This is a genomic window from Chitinophaga sp. CF118, assembly GCF_900112615.1.
GTDB lineage: Bacteria > Bacteroidota > Bacteroidia > Chitinophagales > Chitinophagaceae > Chitinophaga.
The window spans coordinates 837,212-853,848 of sequence record NZ_FOMK01000003.1; the positions used below are offsets into that span (position 1 = coordinate 837,212).

The window sequence follows — 16,637 nt, forward strand, 5'->3', positions numbered from 1 at the left end:
AGTAAACTTAAAAAAAAAGTTACACAATCGGTTGTAATTTTTGAAGTTTTGTCTAAACCTAATGCCCTGACCATAAACTTATTGTTAATAGCAATAGGCTGTACTTTTTTCAAAGTATAGCCTATTGCCGCGGCCTAATCCTGCCGGTAATAACCACGGTAAAAAAGTACGATAGAGAAAAAGAAATTTACCAGTATCAGCCATAATACCCAGCCATACATGATCCCCCAGAACAGCAGCAGGAACATACCAAATAAAGCAGGCAGGTAAACTTGCATGCTGTTGCCGGACCGGTAGCAAATGCTGCGCAATAGTTGTATTATGCTGATGCCCAGCAACAATAAACTTATACTTGTTAAGGGTTTGAAAGCAGTTATCACCCAGGTGAATTCAGGTAATAACAGGATGATATGAGTGAGAATGGAATAAAAGTAAATGCGTGTTCTGCTGTAGGGGAAGTTACGCATGAAACTCAGATAATCCTTCTCAAAATGATGCTCCTGGTAAATAAGCAAAGCATGCACAAGGGCAATCATCAATACTACTGTACCAGAAGTCCGAAGATCATTTGGCCCCGTTTCAAATAGATGAAACATGCCAGTACTGATGATAATTGCAGTGAATGCTTTGGTGATTACATATGTGAGCTTGCGTTTATCGAGTATATGGTAAATGAAAAGACTGAAAAGTGGTTTCTTCCAGCGGCCGGTTAGTTTCAGGAATACTGTGGTATGCGGAGTGTCTGCAAACCGGTTTGCCAACTGCACATAGATCAAGGCGCCTGTAATGGTAAGTAGCAGCAGATAACTGAGTATCACTAATGGTAGTACGTAATGATGCCAGATGAGGCCAATACAAAGCGCAAATACTGCATATACAAATGCAGGTATATTAATAAGCAGTTGCATATAGAACCAGCTGAGGAACTGCTTCCGGCGGCTCATGGCAGTACTGCTGTAATAAATAAACTGTTGGGCTGTACCAGATAATTGCAATGCGACATACTGCCAGCTCTTAATATTATAAATCAGGCAAACCACAAAGAACAGGCACATGATCAGCGGATTGCTGACCAGTGTAATGGTGATCAGTTGCTGAAAGTACGAAAAGAAATCCTGCGGTATTGCCCCAAGTGTATTGATAAAAAAGCAGTAGCTGATGAATGTGACAAACATAAACAGCAACAAACCTGCGTGCATTCTGTAGAATCCATTGGTAAAGATCCGGGTTAATACGACAGTAAGCGGCTGTTTCATGGTTCCACCAGTTTAAGGGTTTGTGCTGCTACCAGCAATGTACCAGTGGTGGCCAGACTGCCTTCCTCTGGTACCTGGTGGGATGATAATAAAAAGCTGGTTCCTGCCGCATGACTGTCCTTTATCCATTTATACAAGACCAGTAGAGAGGCGCTATCCATTGTTATCAGTGGTTCATCCAGCAGAATAAGAGAAGGATTTCCTATGAAGGCTAGTACCAGCGAAAGTTTTTTAAGCATTCCACTGGAATAGGTGCTCACAGGATCGTTGATATAATCCTGCATCTGCATACTGTTGATATAATCTTCTGCCTGGGCTGGTGTGCCGTTCTTAGCACTGATGAAAAGCTCCGTCATTTCCCGGCCGGTGAGGTAAGGAGGGAAGATGGGTTCAGCTTCTGCAAAATTAACCAGGCTACGATATGCTCTTGTTTGGTTCTTTACATTAAGGCAATTATTCAGTACTATATCTCCCTCAAAATGTAAAATTCCTGCCAATGCTTTTAATAGGGTGCTTTTCCCGGAGCCGTTTACCCCCTTAATCCAATAGATACCAGGCGTAATACGAAGGTTATCAATGGCGAGTACCAAACGGTGATGGTAGTACTTTTTAAATTGTTGTAAATGCAACATAAATGGTAATAAGCTAAAAGAAGTTAACTAAATGCTCTTCCAATTGCAATTTACTGTTTGAATATTATAAATTATGTTAAAGTCTTTTGGGTAAAAGCCATACACCCTTTTTGAAGATTCTTACTACCTGCGCCTGAATAAATTCAAGATATTAACCTTATTTTTTGCATGTAATTCTGTTTCAAATGTCTTTACAACTACTTTATTTCTTCTTGTTGCGAGGACCAGCCGGCTGCCTTGCGCCAGGCAGATCCTTAAGCAACTGATCGGCGAGTTCCTTTACGGCCAGTGAGTTATTGCCTCCAAGTTGCATTGTCAGCAGCTCGTATTCCTCATTGACCCCGGCGAGCACGCTGAGTGGCCCTGCCTGCACACAGACAACGCGACCCAGCAGCGGCAGGGCAGGAGTGAACCCGATACGTTGTAGCAGTGCCAGTGCCTGCTGTAATGCGGTACTGCCTCCACCGGCTTGTAACTTACCACCACCCATAGCCACCACATCGCGTTCGGTACAGTTGTGCAGCTGAAAGCGGCAGAATACACTTTTGGTAATACGTTCGTTGAAGGTTTCGCTGGTCTCAATCGGTGTTTGCCATTTGAACGGAACGCCCGGTTCCAGCATTACGAGTGGTGCATCATTACCGTTACCGCGTTGCAGATCGAGGTAGTGGTCGTACAGTGGATCCATTGAAAGGTCCGTTTCGATGGCTACAGGGAAGAAACGGCCGGCTGGCGGAGCGTCTTCTTCGTCGTCTTCGAAGCGCTCAATGATGGAAGGGAAGGTGTGATCCTGCATGCCGCCAAATGGGAAGTAGCCATTGCTATTGATGCCCATGAGTCGTAGGAATTCCACATAGGAGGCAGGCAGCATTACGTCACGGTTGGCGATCAGAGTCGAGATGACCTCGTCCGGTACTCCCACCAACTGTGACAGGAACGCCGGGGCGCGCTGCCTGATAAATTCGATCACAAGTGGCCAATCCAATAGCGGGTTCTTTTGACTTTCTAAATCCATACTACTGCCTGGTTGATTTAGAACTGTTAGCAATTTCTTTTAACATCTATTCTATTCCAGTAATTATCATCATCTTCACCATATTCCGTGTAGTCCCTGTTAAAATCCAAAACACCATCCGTAATCACATATTTATCAACGACATAACGAAGTTCCCCTTCATCATTTTCTTCGTTGAAATAAAGAAAGAATGTTGCATTTTCCAGCCACTCCGCTAACGTAGCAATACAGGAGTAATAGGCATAGTATGGATTATACACAGTATCAGTGTAAAGTTCAATTTCATCTTCTCTTACTGTTATAAACATCAGAACGCGCTCACCATACCGCGGATCATTGTACGAGGAAACAATATCCTTTACCTTTTCAGCATTCTCCGGCTTCATCTTAATTTGAACCTTATATTTCTGAAAAACCGGAAATTCCTGGCGACAATATATGCTTTCGTGAAACAGGATTAATTTATCCGTCTCCTGAAAGGAAAGGTCAAATGCTTCTTTATTCATAATGCTAGTTGGCTTAAGTCCGTATTTTTATTTTCCATGAATACCTAACCACTTTGTTAGAAGCCTCAAAAATAGGAGTTTAAGGTTATTACTACGAATTAGCAACTACTACATATGGTCTACATGCATAGAAAACCTAACTAACGTTAATGGAACCCAAACCGGGAAATCTCAAAAGTAGAAATTTCTGCTTTTGAGTGCCGCTCCATGTCTTAATATAACTCCTTCAAACTCACGTCAGATTAAGTTCGTTTTCTGAAATAATATTTTAATTACAAGTGTAATTGGTTGAAAGTATGATAGAATTCGATGAATTGGCACACAACTTGCTAATTGGTTACTAAAATTAAACCTACAATTAATGAAAAAGCCACTTTTAGCTGTATTATTTATGGCAATGTTATTTATCGCAGCCTGCAGTAAGGACAATGATAACTCAGGCAAATCCCGGTTAAGTGTTTATCTAACTGATGATCCGTCCACTTACGATGCTGTTTTAATAGATATTCAGGACATCCAGGTGAATACTACAACAGATACAGCAAGTGGATGGCAATCAATAAATCTATTACGTCCGGGAGTATATGACCTGCTTAAATTCAGGAATGGCCTTGACACTGTATTAGCTTCGGCCGAAATACCGGCAGGGAAAATATCCCAGATCAGACTGATATTAGGTTCCAATAACAGTGTTGTAATCAACGGAGCTTCTTATCCATTGGAAACACCTTCCAGCCAGCAATCAGGATTAAAATTAAATGTTCATGCACAACTGGAAGCTGGTATAGAATATAAATTATGGATTGATTTTGATGCCAAACGTTCGATTGTAGTTACCGGTGGTGGTACTTACATTCTGAAGCCAGTTATCCGTACCTATGCGCAGGCTACCAGTGGTTCTGTGAAAGGTATTACACTGCCCGCAACAGGAGTTAACTGGATATATGCCATACAAAATACCGATACCATTGCTTCAGCTAAACCGGATCTGATAACAGGAGGCTTCCTGATCAGTGGCCTCAGCAGCGGCTCTTATACCATTTCAATTGATGCGGCCGCACCATTAAACGATACTACGGTTAATGGTGTAAACGTTACTGTAGGTCAGGTTTCTGATTTAGGCACAGTGCAGTTGCATTAATTTAACTGTTTATAACTAATAAGGAGAGCTGGCTATTAAGTCCAGCTCTTTTCTATTATACAGGTTATATTTTCGTTGAAAATTAAACTATAGCAGTAACGACTCCACGAATTAATAAATCAGAGTGAGGAAACAAACTCAACCTACTAGTAATCAATACTAATTCGTTCGTAAATGATAAGCCTAAATGAAATCTGCCCGGCTAGTTTTGGGGCTCTCAGGTAAAATACCTTTTTTCAGGGATATGGGGAACAGATTACAACTACTACTTTTGTAATGTAATCGTGAATATAATACTACTACAATAAACATATGCAATAACACACACACAAATACTATTTCCAATCAAATTATTAGAGAGCGAAGCAAAATAACTGCAAGCTCTTTCCTATTACCTTAGTCCTATTCCTATTGAAAACCTGAAAATGTTAACCCCCCATTTTTTTCTCCTGCCTTCGTTATACAGAAAATGAATATACTGTAATTGATGCAACAAGTTGTATAACGAAGGCGGTTACACTATTAAATATTTACCCAACTATTTTACCGGCTGTTTTTACCGCACTTGGAGGAATACTACTACCATTATCCATCCATAGTTGAAAATTCATTCTATCGAAAAAATCAGATGGTGCAATCTCAAAATCTCTGATTTCTGCTTTCCGCTTCAGTACCTTAGGAACAATCTCATTCAGGAACCAGGAATTATGAGTAAAGAACAGGGAACGGATATTACCAGTAGTGCTGAGAGGAGATAAGAGAAGTTCAGATAACTCAATGTCTGCTTCATAACGTTTAGCAAACATTTTCAACAGTTCTTCATCTCCGGTTGAAGGTTCTATAGCACGGGCAAAGTCTGCAAGAGTAGGAATGAATCTGTTCCTGTAATCGGGTAAAATATGATCCTGTTCGCAGAGATCTTTCACGTTCACGAGTTTGTGATCGCTGTTAAGAATTGTTTGTCCAAAAACAGGTACTACCACCCGGCGAATGCCCCAAAGTGTATGTAGTATCCTGTGCCGGTTATCACTGCACAATTCTTTAGTGCAATCCATAAAATCATGAACAGGTAAATAATCATCAATGACTCCACCGCGCCGTTTAACGGAAATCTGAGAATGAACGTAAGCATTCATAAGTACTAAAATTGACTTATTTCTCCTTCATACTTATCCAGATCAAACTCTTCCATATTTACTTCCTCACCGTCTGCATATTCAATGATGTTATGGAAACTCAAATCCATCAGTGATAGTAATTCTACTGCTTGTGCTGAAGATATTTCCGGAGGGAGAAAAATGGAGTACCTACGCTCAATGTCAAGTTGAAATTCCTCTTTGTAGAAGATCTCTAACGACTTGTATACTTCGTGTTGTTTGGGATGATCAAGGAAAAACTCATTCAAATTAATCTCTCTGATATTCATCAGGGATTCAACGTCGGCATCTTCTTTGGCCTGACGTGCCTTTGCCAGAGAGTCTGTCAGGAGAACTATAGAACCTTTCTCATTTACTTTTTCAAATGAATCATCTGTATAGAAAAAACCAATCTTGTGTACTGCGTACTGAGGCATATCAGGGATTTGTTAGCGAAAAATAAAGTTGCATATTATAAGAATATCAATACAAATGTAATAAATTAATGATTTTAAATCACCCCCTCTCATGTCTATGATTCATCTACTGATTTTCTTGTTCCAACTTATAATATTGAAGTTCTACGTAGTATGCGCCATCCTTATATTTACGGGTGTATGTACCGGAAATATTCTTGTAAGCGGCACTGCCATCTGTAATTGGAAAATCATGATCAGGAGCAATTGTATCGCCAGGGGGGCGACTTAATACACCGGTTGCAGAAATCGTCCCATCAGGAAACTTGAATACGGTAGTCGTCACACAATCGTATTGACCACTGGTAAAGTTAAGATACATGCTGGAAAATACATCCTGTGTGATAGTGGAGGTGCTGTCAGTTTTTCGATGGCAGTTAGCTAATGCCTGTTCAATGAAACCTTTGTATACACCGGAATCCGTCTGCTGATGATTAAATAAGGTATCGAATTGTAACTGGATATCTTTTTGCTGGTAGTTGAGCGAGATAATAGTCGGCTTTGCCTGCTTCAGCTGGCTGCTGGCTGAAAAGAGCAGCATTGTATAAATAATAAAGAGGCTTTTCATAGCAAGATGTGATATTTTTCTAAAGCTAAAATATAATATTTTTCAGTCCCCATTTTATCAATGAACCATGAAAACCGGTAAAGTAAATATCCAACTGCTATAAATGATAAGCAAGTAATTCAATCGTTACTTAAAATTTAGAACCGAAACATCTGACAATCATCTTTCTATATAAATAGCGATTAAAAACCTTAGATTATATACAAATAATTTATAAATTCACACAATAATTCACTCTCAAAATAACTGACTTGGAAATCTATACCATGAATACTACCTATTGCCATATATACCTGGCAATTACTTAGACCCGCAGCTTTCAGCTGAATCTCTCAAATAGTCTACCCTTAATCTTTTCATAACCATTAAACCATTTTTTAATTATGCAAAAAACCAAATTGCTATTTCTTTTTGCCCTCATGATGTTATCGAGGGTAACTTTCGCCCAATTGTCGTGCTACAATATTGTGGGGTATTATCCCTCCTGGGTAGCCGGTGGTAACTATTATATCAATACGCCATCGAAAATTGACTACAGCAAATACACCCATATTTGCTATGCGTTTTCAATTCCTGATAATAACGGGAATATGGGTATTGATAATGCTTCTGTACTGACAGACCTCGTTACCAGGGCACACGCTAACAATGTTAAAGTGCTTTTGTCAATTGGTGGCTGGTTATCTTCATCACCGAGTAACACTCCTTTTGAAACTATTGCAAATAGTACCACTGCTATAAATCAGTTGGCAACTGTTTGTGGTAACCTTGTAACTCAATACAACCTGGATGGTATTGACCTGGATTGGGAGTATCCAACAACAAAAACCAAATGGAATAATCTGGCCACTGTTCTTGGTACTAAACTTCATGGTATGGGCAAACTGTTTACTGCAGCCGTATCAGAAAGTGCCAGTAATAACGGAGATCACTATGATAACGTTACTATGTTAGACCTGGTGAATATTATGTGTTATGGCGGTAATAACCTGGCCAGCAGTTCTATGTCTTACTGGACCTCACGTGGTGTGCCGCAAAGCAAAAGAATGCTGGGCGTACCATTTTACAGTTCTGATAATACCACTGCTGAACATGTCTGGAAATCCAATCTCGCGAAAACTACAGCAGGTGGAATAATGATCTGGGATATCGCTACTGAATATGGCGATATCAATTCCATTTACAACACTTTAGGATCTATTTGTAAAGGCGGTACTCCTGTTCCACAGAACCTGGCGACTAACAAACCTGTTACCGCTTCTTCTCTTGAACCAAATTCAACAACAAGCGTTGTGGCAGCCAATATCACAGACGGTAACTATTCCACACGCTGGTCTTCTGCTTTTGCAGATCCACAATGGGTGTATGTAGATCTGGGAGCCAGTTATGATATCAATAGAGTAAAAATTACCTGGGAAGCGGCTTATGCAACTGCCTATGAGATTCAGGTATCAACAGATGCTACTACCTGGACTTCGGTGAAATCTGTTACCGGTAATACTACACTCGTAAATGACAATACCGGATTAGTTGGTAATGGTCGTTATGTGAGAATTTACGGTACTGCAAGAGCTACTACTTATGGGTATTCTATTTATGAACTGGAAGTGTATGGCGCAACATCCGTTTCACAAACACCTTACAGTGGTACAGCATCAGCTATCCCTGGGAAGATAGAAGCTGAAAACTATGATAATGGTGGTGAAGGAGTAGCTTACCATGATTTAACAAGCACCAACTTAGGAGGTCAATACCGTACCACAGAAACTGTGGATCTGGGAACCGCCAATGAAGGTGGATATAATCTTGGTTACGTACAGGCAGGAGAGTGGGTTGAATATACTGTCAACATCACTACTGCGGGTGCTTATACGCTTCAATCCAGAGTAGCCGCCACAGCCGCAGGAAAATCATTCCATATTGAGCTTGATGGCCAGAACATTTCCGGCAACATCTCAGTTCCAAATACGGGCGACTGGCAAACATATACAACCGTTAGCGTTACAACTCCTTCTTTAACAACCGGTAAGAAAGTAATGCGCATCGTTGTAGATACTGCCGAATTTAACCTCAACTGGGTTAATTTTACTTTACAGACAAGTAATAGTAATATAGCGCTCAACAAAACCATTACTGCATCTTCAGTAGAGGAAGCCGGTTTTGAAGCTGCGAAAGCTTTTGACGGAAATGCTACTACAACACGCTGGTCTTCCGCTTATACGGATAATGAATGGATAGCTGTTGATCTTGGCACAGCTCAGAATATCTCAAGAGTTGTCCTGAAATGGGAAAATGCTTATGCTACATCATACCGCATTGAAACATCTACCGATAATGTAAACTGGACTGTACAGAAAACAGTAACAGCAGGAGTTGGCGGCACAGAGGATCCTAGCTTCCCTGCTGTTAGCGCCCGTTATGTAAGGATGTATGGAGTAACAAGAGCAACTGTATATGGTTATTCAATCTGGGAATTTGAGGTGTATGCAGCACAACCGTCATCTGCGAAGCAGAATGCAATCGCGCTTAGTCCAGTGAAAACCAGTTTAAATGAAAGCCTGGTTTCAATAATTGTATCTCCGAATCCGGTGAAAGATGTACTGACTGTTAAATATAAAGGCACAACCTCTCAGTCTGTGTTAAGAATTTATAGTATGACAGGCCAGCAGACATATTTCTCTAAGGTGAGCGGAAGTATGACTCAAATAGACGTTTCTAAATGGCCTAAAGGAATTTATATTATTTCATTAGGTGATGCCAGGAAGAAAATAGTGGTAGAATAAAGATTATTTTTATCACTGATTTTAATATAATAAATGAGGTCGTATCAAAGCATGATACGACCTCATTTTGTTTTGATCTATTTTCCATGCCGCAATAACTGTTTAATAATTACAATTTGCCCAAGATGATAGTGTACATGCTCTACACTACCTTGTAAATTTTTATAAGCGGTAGAATAACCTGGCAAGATAGGGACTTCGAGTTTATCTTTATCAAAACCACGGATGGCAGTAGCCAACCCTTGCGCAGATGCAAGATTGTCGTCTTTAAGCTGTTGCCAGTCTTCCAGTGAATGCAACTGCGGTACATCGAAACCATTAACAGTAGATTCGGGAAAATCCTCACCATTTATTCTTCCTACCATCCTGCGATTCCAGTATGTTATGTGATGAAGAATTGCTGCGATCGTATTGGGGGAAGCATTAGTGATTGTTGTAGCTTCCTCCACTGTAACATCACTTAGTGCACCTGAAAGATCGACTTCTGTCCAGTTATTTCCCATATGAACATCGATCAGGTGTTGAGCTATCAGAGCCGTAATTTCCATAATTAGAATATTTTAGGGGAATGGGGGTATTTATGCCAAAAGTTATCTCAATTTACATACAATCGTGCATTTTAATTCAAAACTGTTTCGATCCCTGAAACGATATTAGAATACTACTAAATGTTGCTGATTTGCTATATTTTTAGAGCGTAAAATTGTAACTTCAGAAGAGTTATTGTAGTGCCTTCGGAGAGAGTTAATAGTGAGTCTATAGTTGGAACACACATAGAACGCACCTTGAACATACCTTGGACAATCTTTGAACACAAATAGCTGTTCAAGATATGTTCAAGGTGCGTTCATGGTGTGTTCTATATGCGGACACTGGTCCGATTTAAGGCGGATGGAGATTCAATAAACAATAAAAAAAAGTACAATAGTTTCAATTATATACAAAAGTAAAATGAATAAAAATATAAGGTTATTGGTTTTTATGATGACTAGCGTGTCATTCATATACTTACTCTCTTCATTTGCTTACTATCCTCCCCAAAGACCCAAAGACGGTCCTAAAATTGTGAACATAGTGAACTTTATTCGTTTACTAGAGCCAAGAGATCCAAAAATTACTGAGGATGTACTATATCAGACTGTTGTAAAGCAGGTTGAGATAATGAAGAAATATAATCTTCCAGGAACATTTTTATTGCAATATGATGCTTTAATAGATCCCCGATATCAGAAACTTTTAGCGGGGTTGCCCAAAGCATCATTTGAGATTGGCGGATGGTGGGAAATACCACAGCCGTTGGTTGAAAAGGCTGGCCTTAAATGGCGTGGCCGTTACCCTTGGGACTGGAGAGCCAATATTGGATTTTCGACAGGTTATACGCCTGAGGAACGGGAAAAACTGATTGATGTTTATATGGCAGACTTTAAAAAGATTTTTGGTTATTATCCTAAATCGATAGGGTCCTGGTTTATAGACGCACACAGCTTGAATTACATGTATGAGAAATACCATATAGTGGTATCAAGTAATTGTAAGGATCAGTATGGAACAGATGGTTATACGTTATGGGGAGGATATTGGAACCAGGCATATTATCCGAGCAAAATAAACTCATATATGCCCGCGCAAAATGAGAAGAACCAAATACCTGTTCCCATTTTCAGAATGCTTGGAAGCGACCCTATCAGGCAATATGATAATGGATTGGGTACAAATAGGCAAGGGGTAGTTACCCTTGAACCGGTTTATGAATTTGGCGGGGGAGATGCCACCTGGGTCAACTGGTTCTTTAAAAGTTTTACTGACGATGAGTCATTGGGTTTCAATTATACTCAGGCAGGGCAGGAGAACTCCTTTACCTGGGATGCAATGGCTAAAGGATTTGAAATTCAGATGCCGCTAATAGCAAAACTAAGAACAGAAGGAAAACTCCGTGTTGAAACAATGGAGCAGTCGGGCCTCTGGTTCAAAAAAAACTATAAGGTAACACCGTCTACTTCTTTTTCAGTCACTAAAGATCTGGAAGGGAGTACCCTTAAAACAATCTGGTTTAACAGCCGGTTTTACAGAATTAATATGCTGTGGGAAAATGGTAACCTGCGCATTCGCGACATTCATTTATTTAATGAAGATTATCCGGACGTTTATACTACCCAGGTGGCTACATCCAATGAATGTACATTTTTCACCCTTCCTGTTGTGGACGGATATATATGGAGCAAGCCAGACCAGATTGCAGGATTGCGTTTGAAAGCATTAATAGACGGGAAGGAAGTTTTATTGCAAGGTAAAGATCCGAAGTTTACTCAGAATGGTGTAAGCTCTGTTCATATATCATGGCCGCTAACTTCGGTAAGTGGTACGCTGGAAATAGATTTGAATGAGAATACCGTTAACATTAAATTGGTTAGTAATAAGCCTTGTAACTGGTATCTGGACCTGAATACAGCATCTGATGCCAAACTGCCATTTAACCAAATTGGCCTGAAACAAATTGATTGCAGCTTTGATGGGATGAATTATAAATTGCAAGCAATGAAAGGCTCATTTTCAAAACCGGCTAACGGAGCTGTATTTCGACTGATACCGCAAATGAATGTTATTTCTTTAAATCTTGCAGATATAAAGGGAGCTTAAAGCAACAGGTTTTAGCTGAAAAGTTCATAAAAGTAGCTATTACATATTAACAGGTTTTCATAGGTTCGTAATGGCAATTTTAAGCTGGAAGGGAAAAATAAAACGTGGCTCCTTTACCTGTTTCACCTTCCGCCCAAACCCGGCCACTATGTTGTTCAATAATGCGTTTTACAATCGCTAATCCTATACCAATGCCTTCAAAGTCACCGGGTAAGTGTAAACGTTGGAATACTCCAAAGAGTTTATCTTTATAATCCATATCAAAACCGGCCCCATTATCTTTTACATAATAAGATATTTCTTTATCACCTACCTGGCAGCCAATCTCAATTATTGGTTCATCTTTTTTAGCAGAATATTTAATAGCGTTTGATATCAGGTTTATATATACCTGAGTTAGTAATTCTTTATTACCTTTAACAGGAAGTATTTCCCGGATATTCCAGGATATTTTTTTGGTTACTAATTCAGCCTTAAATTCTTCTATCGCTTTCATAACAAGTTCATTCATGTTAATACTGGATTTAGTTACGCCTTTTCTCCCAAGCCGCGAAAAATCCAGCAAACAATCAATAAGATTATTCATATTTAAGGCATTCTCCCAAATTTTATTGAGCATACGGTTTTCATCAACATTCAATTTAGCACATGATTCTTTCATAAGAATCGCTGAATATCCGCTTATAGCCCGTAATGGGGTTCTTAGATCGTGGGATACTGAATAAGAAAAAGATTCCAGATCTTTATTCAATAAATCCAGTTCTTTGTTTTTAATTTCAAGGTTTTTATTTAAATCGAATAAGGTGATTCCCTGTTTATGCTTATCAATGAAAAATTTAACTTTGTTAATTAGCATCTCAGGCTGAAAAGGTTTTGTTATAAAGCTGAATGCGCCATTTTCATATCCTTTAAAGATATTCAGGTTGTCGGTATACACTGCAGAAATAAATATAAAAGGTAAATTTTTTGTTTTTTCTTCTTCGCGCAATATACCTGCCAGTTCATAACCATCCATTTTCGGCATTTGGATATCTAATAAGGCCAATGCAAAATCGTGGCGTAAGGTAGCTTTTAAAGCATCATTACCACTTGTTGCTTCAACAAGGTCAACATCCAGGTCTTTAAGAACGATTCTTAAAGCAAATAGATTTTCTGGTTTATCGTCTACTATTAATATTTTAGTTTTTGGATTCATAGTTAATGCATATACTATTGCATGGAATATTCTATTTACTTAACCATACCCGCATTAATGATAACAGGCGTTCTGTATCAACAGGTTTATTGATGTAATCGTTGGCACCTGCATTTATACATTTTTGCTTATCATCTTTCATTGCTTTTGCTGTAAGCGCTATAACCGGTAAATTTTTGAATTTTTGTTTTACCCTTATTTGTTTCATAGCTTCGTAACCATCCATTTCAGGCATCATAATATCCATCAATACCAAATCAATATCCGGATGTATGTTTAACATCTCCAAAGCTATTTTCCCATTTTCTGATTTTATTATTTCCATCCCATGATCTCTTAGTATTTTGGATAATGCAAATACATTTCTCATATCATCATCTACAAGTAATATTTTCTTTGCATGGAATATAGCCTCTTTGTCATACAGATTATTAATAACCAGTTGTTTAGCCTCAGGCATACTACTAATTGCCCTATGGAGGAAAAGAGCTGTTTCATCCAATAACCGCTCTTCGGATTTTACCCCTTTTATAATAATGCTTGCTGCATATTTTTCCAGTTCGGAGTTTTCTTCTTTTGTAAGTTCTTTCCCTGTATAAATAATAATAGGAGGGATTTTATTTCCTGTCAGGCTCTCCAGTTTATAGATAAGATCAATCCCGCTCATATCGGGCAAACCAATATCCAGCACAATACAATCAATATGGTGCTGCTGGAATATAGTGAGAGCCTCTTTGCCAGCCCGGGCTTCGAAGTATTTTACATCTCCATTGCCAATAACCTTGCGCATGGCTTTTCTGGAATTTTCATCGTCTTCAATAATGAGCAGATTTTTCATTTTTCTGCTCAGGAAATTTTCGATTCTGTTTAATGTATCATCCAGTTGCTTTTTACTAACAGGCTTCACCAGATATTCAATTGCTCCTTCTCTGATTATATCCATCGAACGTTCGTTAACAGATACAACATGTACAGGAATATGTCTCAGTATGGGGTTTTCTTTTAATTCTGAAAGTACCTGTTCCCCTTTGATTCCAGGCAAGTCGAGATCCAGGATAATGGCTTGAGGCAGGTGTTTTGTTGCAAGGATTAATCCATCTTCTCCCGATGCTGCCGATAAAGCTTTGAACCCTTTTTTATTGGCTTGTTTCAAAAGTATTGAAGCAAATTTCAGATCGTCTTCTATAATAAGTACTACTGTATCATCCGTGTTTATTATTTCCCGGTCATCATTTACTGCAGGATAATTAAGATAAGCAGTATTACTTTCTGTGCGGGATTTATGCAAAACGGGTTCCTGTAATATATTTGTTATGACTGTACCGTATTCGGGCTGCAATTCAATGGGGATTATAAGCGAAAACGTAGTTCCTTCATTTAATTTACTCTTCAATCTGATTTCAACTCCTAATAACTTTGCAAGTTCGCGTGAAATAGAAAGGCCAAGACCTGTACCCCCATATTTTCTGGAAATGCCACCATCTGCCTGATGAAAAGCCTCAAATATAGCCGTTTGATTGTCTTCATGTATCCCAATACCAGTATCAGTAACAGAAATAATAACCGAACTTTCAGTATATCGGCCGATACTTATATTTACACTTCCTTTTTCGGTGAATTTTATTGCATTGGATAAGAGGTTTTTTAATATCTGGTTCAACCGTTGGGAATCGGTAGCGATTGATTCAGGCAAATTATTGTCTACTTTTCTGCTTAGCAACAATCCTTTTTGTTCCGCATGATGTTTAAATTCATGCAAAAGATTATCCACGAAATTTTTCAGAGAAACCCTTTCGATATTTATTGACATTTTTCCTGCTTCAATCTTGGAAAGATCAAGTACTTCGTTGATGAGTATCAGGAGGTCCTGGCCACTGTTATAAATGATCTCTGCGCTCTGAACCTGTTCCATATCCAGGTTTTTTCTTTTATTTTCTGACAGGTCTTTGGAAAGTATCAATAAACTATTAAGGGGCGTCCTTAATTCATGTGACATGTTAGCAAGAAATTCCGATTTATATCTGCTGCTTATTTCCAGTTGTTTTGTTTTCTGTTCTATATTATATCTCGCTCCTTCTAATTCTTTGTTTTTCATTTCAAACGATTGCGTTTGTTCTTCCAGTTCTTCATTAGTCATTTGCAGTTCCTCCTGTTGCTGCTTCAGGTTTTGTGTCTGCTCTTCCAGTTCTTCATTCATTTGTTTCATCTCTTCCTGTTGCATTTGAAGCACTCCGGCCTGAGTGGCAAGTTCATTATTAGCCATAACCAACTCTGCCGAACGTTTTTCTTTCTCAGTGGCTAGTTTAGCCAATTGCTTTGCCTGATTTTTAACGAGTGTAACATCTCTTGCAATTTTCAATATTTTATATGGCTTGCCAGCTACATCCAGGATCGGATTATAGCTACCTAGTAACCAGATGGATTCTCCATTTTTTTGAATCCGCTTATATTCTCCTTCCTGAAATTCCCCCTTCTTTAAATCATCCCAGAATTGGCGATATTCTTTTGTGGCGGCGTATTCTTTTTCAACAAAAATGCTATGATGCTTACCAACGATTTCATTTATAGAATAACCTATTAGCGAAAGGAAAATTTCATTGGCGGTTAAAATAGTGCCACTTAAATCAAATTCTATGAATGCATTTGTTTTATTAATTGCATTTATCTGGTTATTTAATTCCTGTTCTTTCCATGTCAGTTTAGTTAATAGTTTTTCAAGCATTTTCCTGGAAATTGCTGAATTAAGGATAACAGCAGCAGGTTCGGCGATTTCGTTTAATAACTTTAATTGAATGGGAGAGAAGTCTCCAAACCTTCCTAATTCAATTACCGCAATAATTTTATTATCAAAAATAGCAGGTAATATAGCAATAGCATCGGGCTTTTCCGTTCCTAAAGAAGATTCTATTTTAAAATAGTTTTTAGGCAGTTTGTTGTATATCCTTAACGATTTCTCTAATGCTACCTGTCCAACTAATCCTTCGCCTAACTGAAAAGAATTGGTAATCTTACCTTTTATGCCATAAGCATATTGTAAATTAAGAACAGTCTCTTCATATACATAAACAGTTCCTATTTGAGCAACAGAATAGTCCGCCAGGAAGTCAATAATTTCTTTTGATATTTCAACCAGCGTTTTATCTCCTCTTAATTTTTCGATCAGGATGTTTTTACCAGTTTGCAACCAGATCCTTTCTGAATGTTCTTCAGAAATACCTTTCAAACTATCTTGCATTTGTTGTAATGCCAGACCTAATTCGTCGGATAGATTTTCCAAAATATATAGGTTTAG

The 16,637-nt window shown here is 38.7% G+C and carries 13 protein-coding genes; 3 read left to right on the forward strand and 10 right to left on the reverse strand.

What is annotated here, in order from left to right:
* Positions 1-134 precede the first annotated feature (134 nt).
* The 4 genes from BM176_RS15645 to BM176_RS15660 all read right to left on the reverse strand — a co-directional run bounded on the left by BM176_RS15645 (position 135) and on the right by BM176_RS15660 (position 3,409).
* Positions 135-1,256: a hypothetical protein gene (locus BM176_RS15645; RefSeq protein ID WP_090104598.1), complete on the reverse strand. Its 1,122-nt coding sequence runs from the start codon at positions 1,254-1,256 to the stop codon at positions 135-137.
* The gene (locus tag BM176_RS15650; protein WP_090104600.1) at positions 1,253-1,888 is read right to left on the reverse strand and encodes an ABC transporter ATP-binding protein; all 636 of its coding nucleotides are present in this window, start codon (positions 1,886-1,888) and stop codon (positions 1,253-1,255) included. Before BM176_RS15650 ends, BM176_RS15645 begins: the two co-directional genes overlap by 4 nt.
* Positions 1,889-2,090: 202 nt before the next feature.
* Positions 2,091-2,903 (reverse strand): hypothetical protein, encoded by an 813-nt coding sequence (locus tag BM176_RS15655; RefSeq protein ID WP_090104602.1) that lies wholly within the window; start codon positions 2,901-2,903, stop codon positions 2,091-2,093.
* Between the two features lie 26 nt (positions 2,904-2,929).
* A complete protein-coding gene (locus BM176_RS15660; protein ID WP_090104603.1) occupies positions 2,930-3,409 on the reverse strand; it encodes a hypothetical protein in 480 nt (159 codons plus the stop codon).
* A 361-nt stretch (positions 3,410-3,770) separates the two neighbouring features.
* Here BM176_RS15660 and BM176_RS15665 point away from each other — a divergent pair, with 361 nt between their 5' ends.
* The gene (locus tag BM176_RS15665) at positions 3,771-4,550 is read left to right on the forward strand and encodes a DUF4382 domain-containing protein (protein ID WP_090104605.1); all 780 of its coding nucleotides are present in this window, start codon (positions 3,771-3,773) and stop codon (positions 4,548-4,550) included.
* Positions 4,551-5,080: 530 nt separating this feature from the next.
* On the opposite strand, the gene BM176_RS15670 is transcribed toward BM176_RS15665, so the two are convergent.
* The 3 genes from BM176_RS15670 to BM176_RS15680 all read right to left on the reverse strand — a co-directional run bounded on the left by BM176_RS15670 (position 5,081) and on the right by BM176_RS15680 (position 6,730).
* Positions 5,081-5,686, reverse strand: coding sequence for a DUF6915 family protein (locus BM176_RS15670; protein WP_090104607.1), 606 nt, complete (start codon positions 5,684-5,686; stop codon positions 5,081-5,083).
* A 5-nt stretch (positions 5,687-5,691) separates the two neighbouring features.
* Positions 5,692-6,123 carry a hypothetical protein gene (locus BM176_RS15675; RefSeq protein WP_090104609.1) on the reverse strand — a complete coding sequence of 144 codons (432 nt, stop codon included), beginning with the start codon at positions 6,121-6,123 and terminating at the stop codon, positions 5,692-5,694.
* A gap of 106 nt (positions 6,124-6,229) precedes the next feature.
* On the reverse strand, positions 6,230-6,730 hold the full coding sequence (locus BM176_RS15680; RefSeq protein ID WP_090104610.1) for a hypothetical protein: 501 nt from the start codon (positions 6,728-6,730) through the stop codon (positions 6,230-6,232).
* Between the two features lie 383 nt (positions 6,731-7,113).
* Between BM176_RS15680 and BM176_RS15685 the strand changes: the two genes are divergently transcribed.
* Positions 7,114-9,513, forward strand: coding sequence for a discoidin domain-containing protein (locus tag BM176_RS15685; RefSeq protein ID WP_090104612.1), 2,400 nt, complete (start codon positions 7,114-7,116; stop codon positions 9,511-9,513).
* Positions 9,514-9,590: 77 nt separating this feature from the next.
* Here the strand turns inward: BM176_RS15685 and BM176_RS15690 are convergent, their stop codons facing one another.
* Positions 9,591-10,061, reverse strand: a complete 471-nt coding sequence (locus tag BM176_RS15690) for a DinB family protein (RefSeq protein WP_090104614.1) — start codon at positions 10,059-10,061, stop codon at positions 9,591-9,593.
* Between the two features lie 613 nt (positions 10,062-10,674).
* Between BM176_RS15690 and BM176_RS15695 the strand changes: the two genes are divergently transcribed.
* A complete protein-coding gene (locus tag BM176_RS15695) occupies positions 10,675-12,150 on the forward strand; it encodes a hypothetical protein (protein WP_218162214.1) in 1,476 nt (491 codons plus the stop codon).
* A gap of 79 nt (positions 12,151-12,229) precedes the next feature.
* On the opposite strand, the gene BM176_RS15700 is transcribed toward BM176_RS15695, so the two are convergent.
* Both BM176_RS15700 and BM176_RS15705 read right to left on the reverse strand, forming a co-directional pair.
* Positions 12,230-13,345 carry a sensor histidine kinase gene (locus BM176_RS15700; RefSeq protein WP_090104618.1) on the reverse strand — a complete coding sequence of 372 codons (1,116 nt, stop codon included), beginning with the start codon at positions 13,343-13,345 and terminating at the stop codon, positions 12,230-12,232.
* A 31-nt stretch (positions 13,346-13,376) separates the two neighbouring features.
* Positions 13,377-16,622 (reverse strand): response regulator, encoded by a 3,246-nt coding sequence (locus tag BM176_RS15705; RefSeq protein WP_143097826.1) that lies wholly within the window; start codon positions 16,620-16,622, stop codon positions 13,377-13,379.
* Positions 16,623-16,637 lie beyond the last annotated feature (15 nt).

Bases quoted from the DNA above. Each gene is read 5' to 3' on its own strand.
- BM176_RS15645 (WP_090104598.1), bottom strand. From the start codon at position 1,256: ATGAAACAGCCGCTTACTGTCGTATTAACCCGGATCTTTACCAATGGA.
- BM176_RS15650 (WP_090104600.1), bottom strand. From the start codon at position 1,888: ATGTTGCATTTACAACAATTTAAAAAGTACTACCATCACCGTTTGGTA.
- BM176_RS15655 (WP_090104602.1), bottom strand. From the start codon at position 2,903: ATGGATTTAGAAAGTCAAAAGAACCCGCTATTGGATTGGCCACTTGTG.
- BM176_RS15660 (WP_090104603.1), bottom strand. From the start codon at position 3,409: ATGAATAAAGAAGCATTTGACCTTTCCTTTCAGGAGACGGATAAATTA.
- BM176_RS15665 (WP_090104605.1), top strand. From the start codon at position 3,771: ATGAAAAAGCCACTTTTAGCTGTATTATTTATGGCAATGTTATTTATC.
- BM176_RS15670 (WP_090104607.1), bottom strand. From the start codon at position 5,686: ATGAATGCTTACGTTCATTCTCAGATTTCCGTTAAACGGCGCGGTGGA.
- BM176_RS15675 (WP_090104609.1), bottom strand. From the start codon at position 6,123: ATGCCTCAGTACGCAGTACACAAGATTGGTTTTTTCTATACAGATGAT.
- BM176_RS15680 (WP_090104610.1), bottom strand. From the start codon at position 6,730: ATGAAAAGCCTCTTTATTATTTATACAATGCTGCTCTTTTCAGCCAGC.
- BM176_RS15685 (WP_090104612.1), top strand. From the start codon at position 7,114: ATGCAAAAAACCAAATTGCTATTTCTTTTTGCCCTCATGATGTTATCG.
- BM176_RS15690 (WP_090104614.1), bottom strand. From the start codon at position 10,061: ATGGAAATTACGGCTCTGATAGCTCAACACCTGATCGATGTTCATATG.
- BM176_RS15695 (WP_218162214.1), top strand. From the start codon at position 10,675: ATGAAGAAATATAATCTTCCAGGAACATTTTTATTGCAATATGATGCT.
- BM176_RS15700 (WP_090104618.1), bottom strand. From the start codon at position 13,345: ATGAATCCAAAAACTAAAATATTAATAGTAGACGATAAACCAGAAAAT.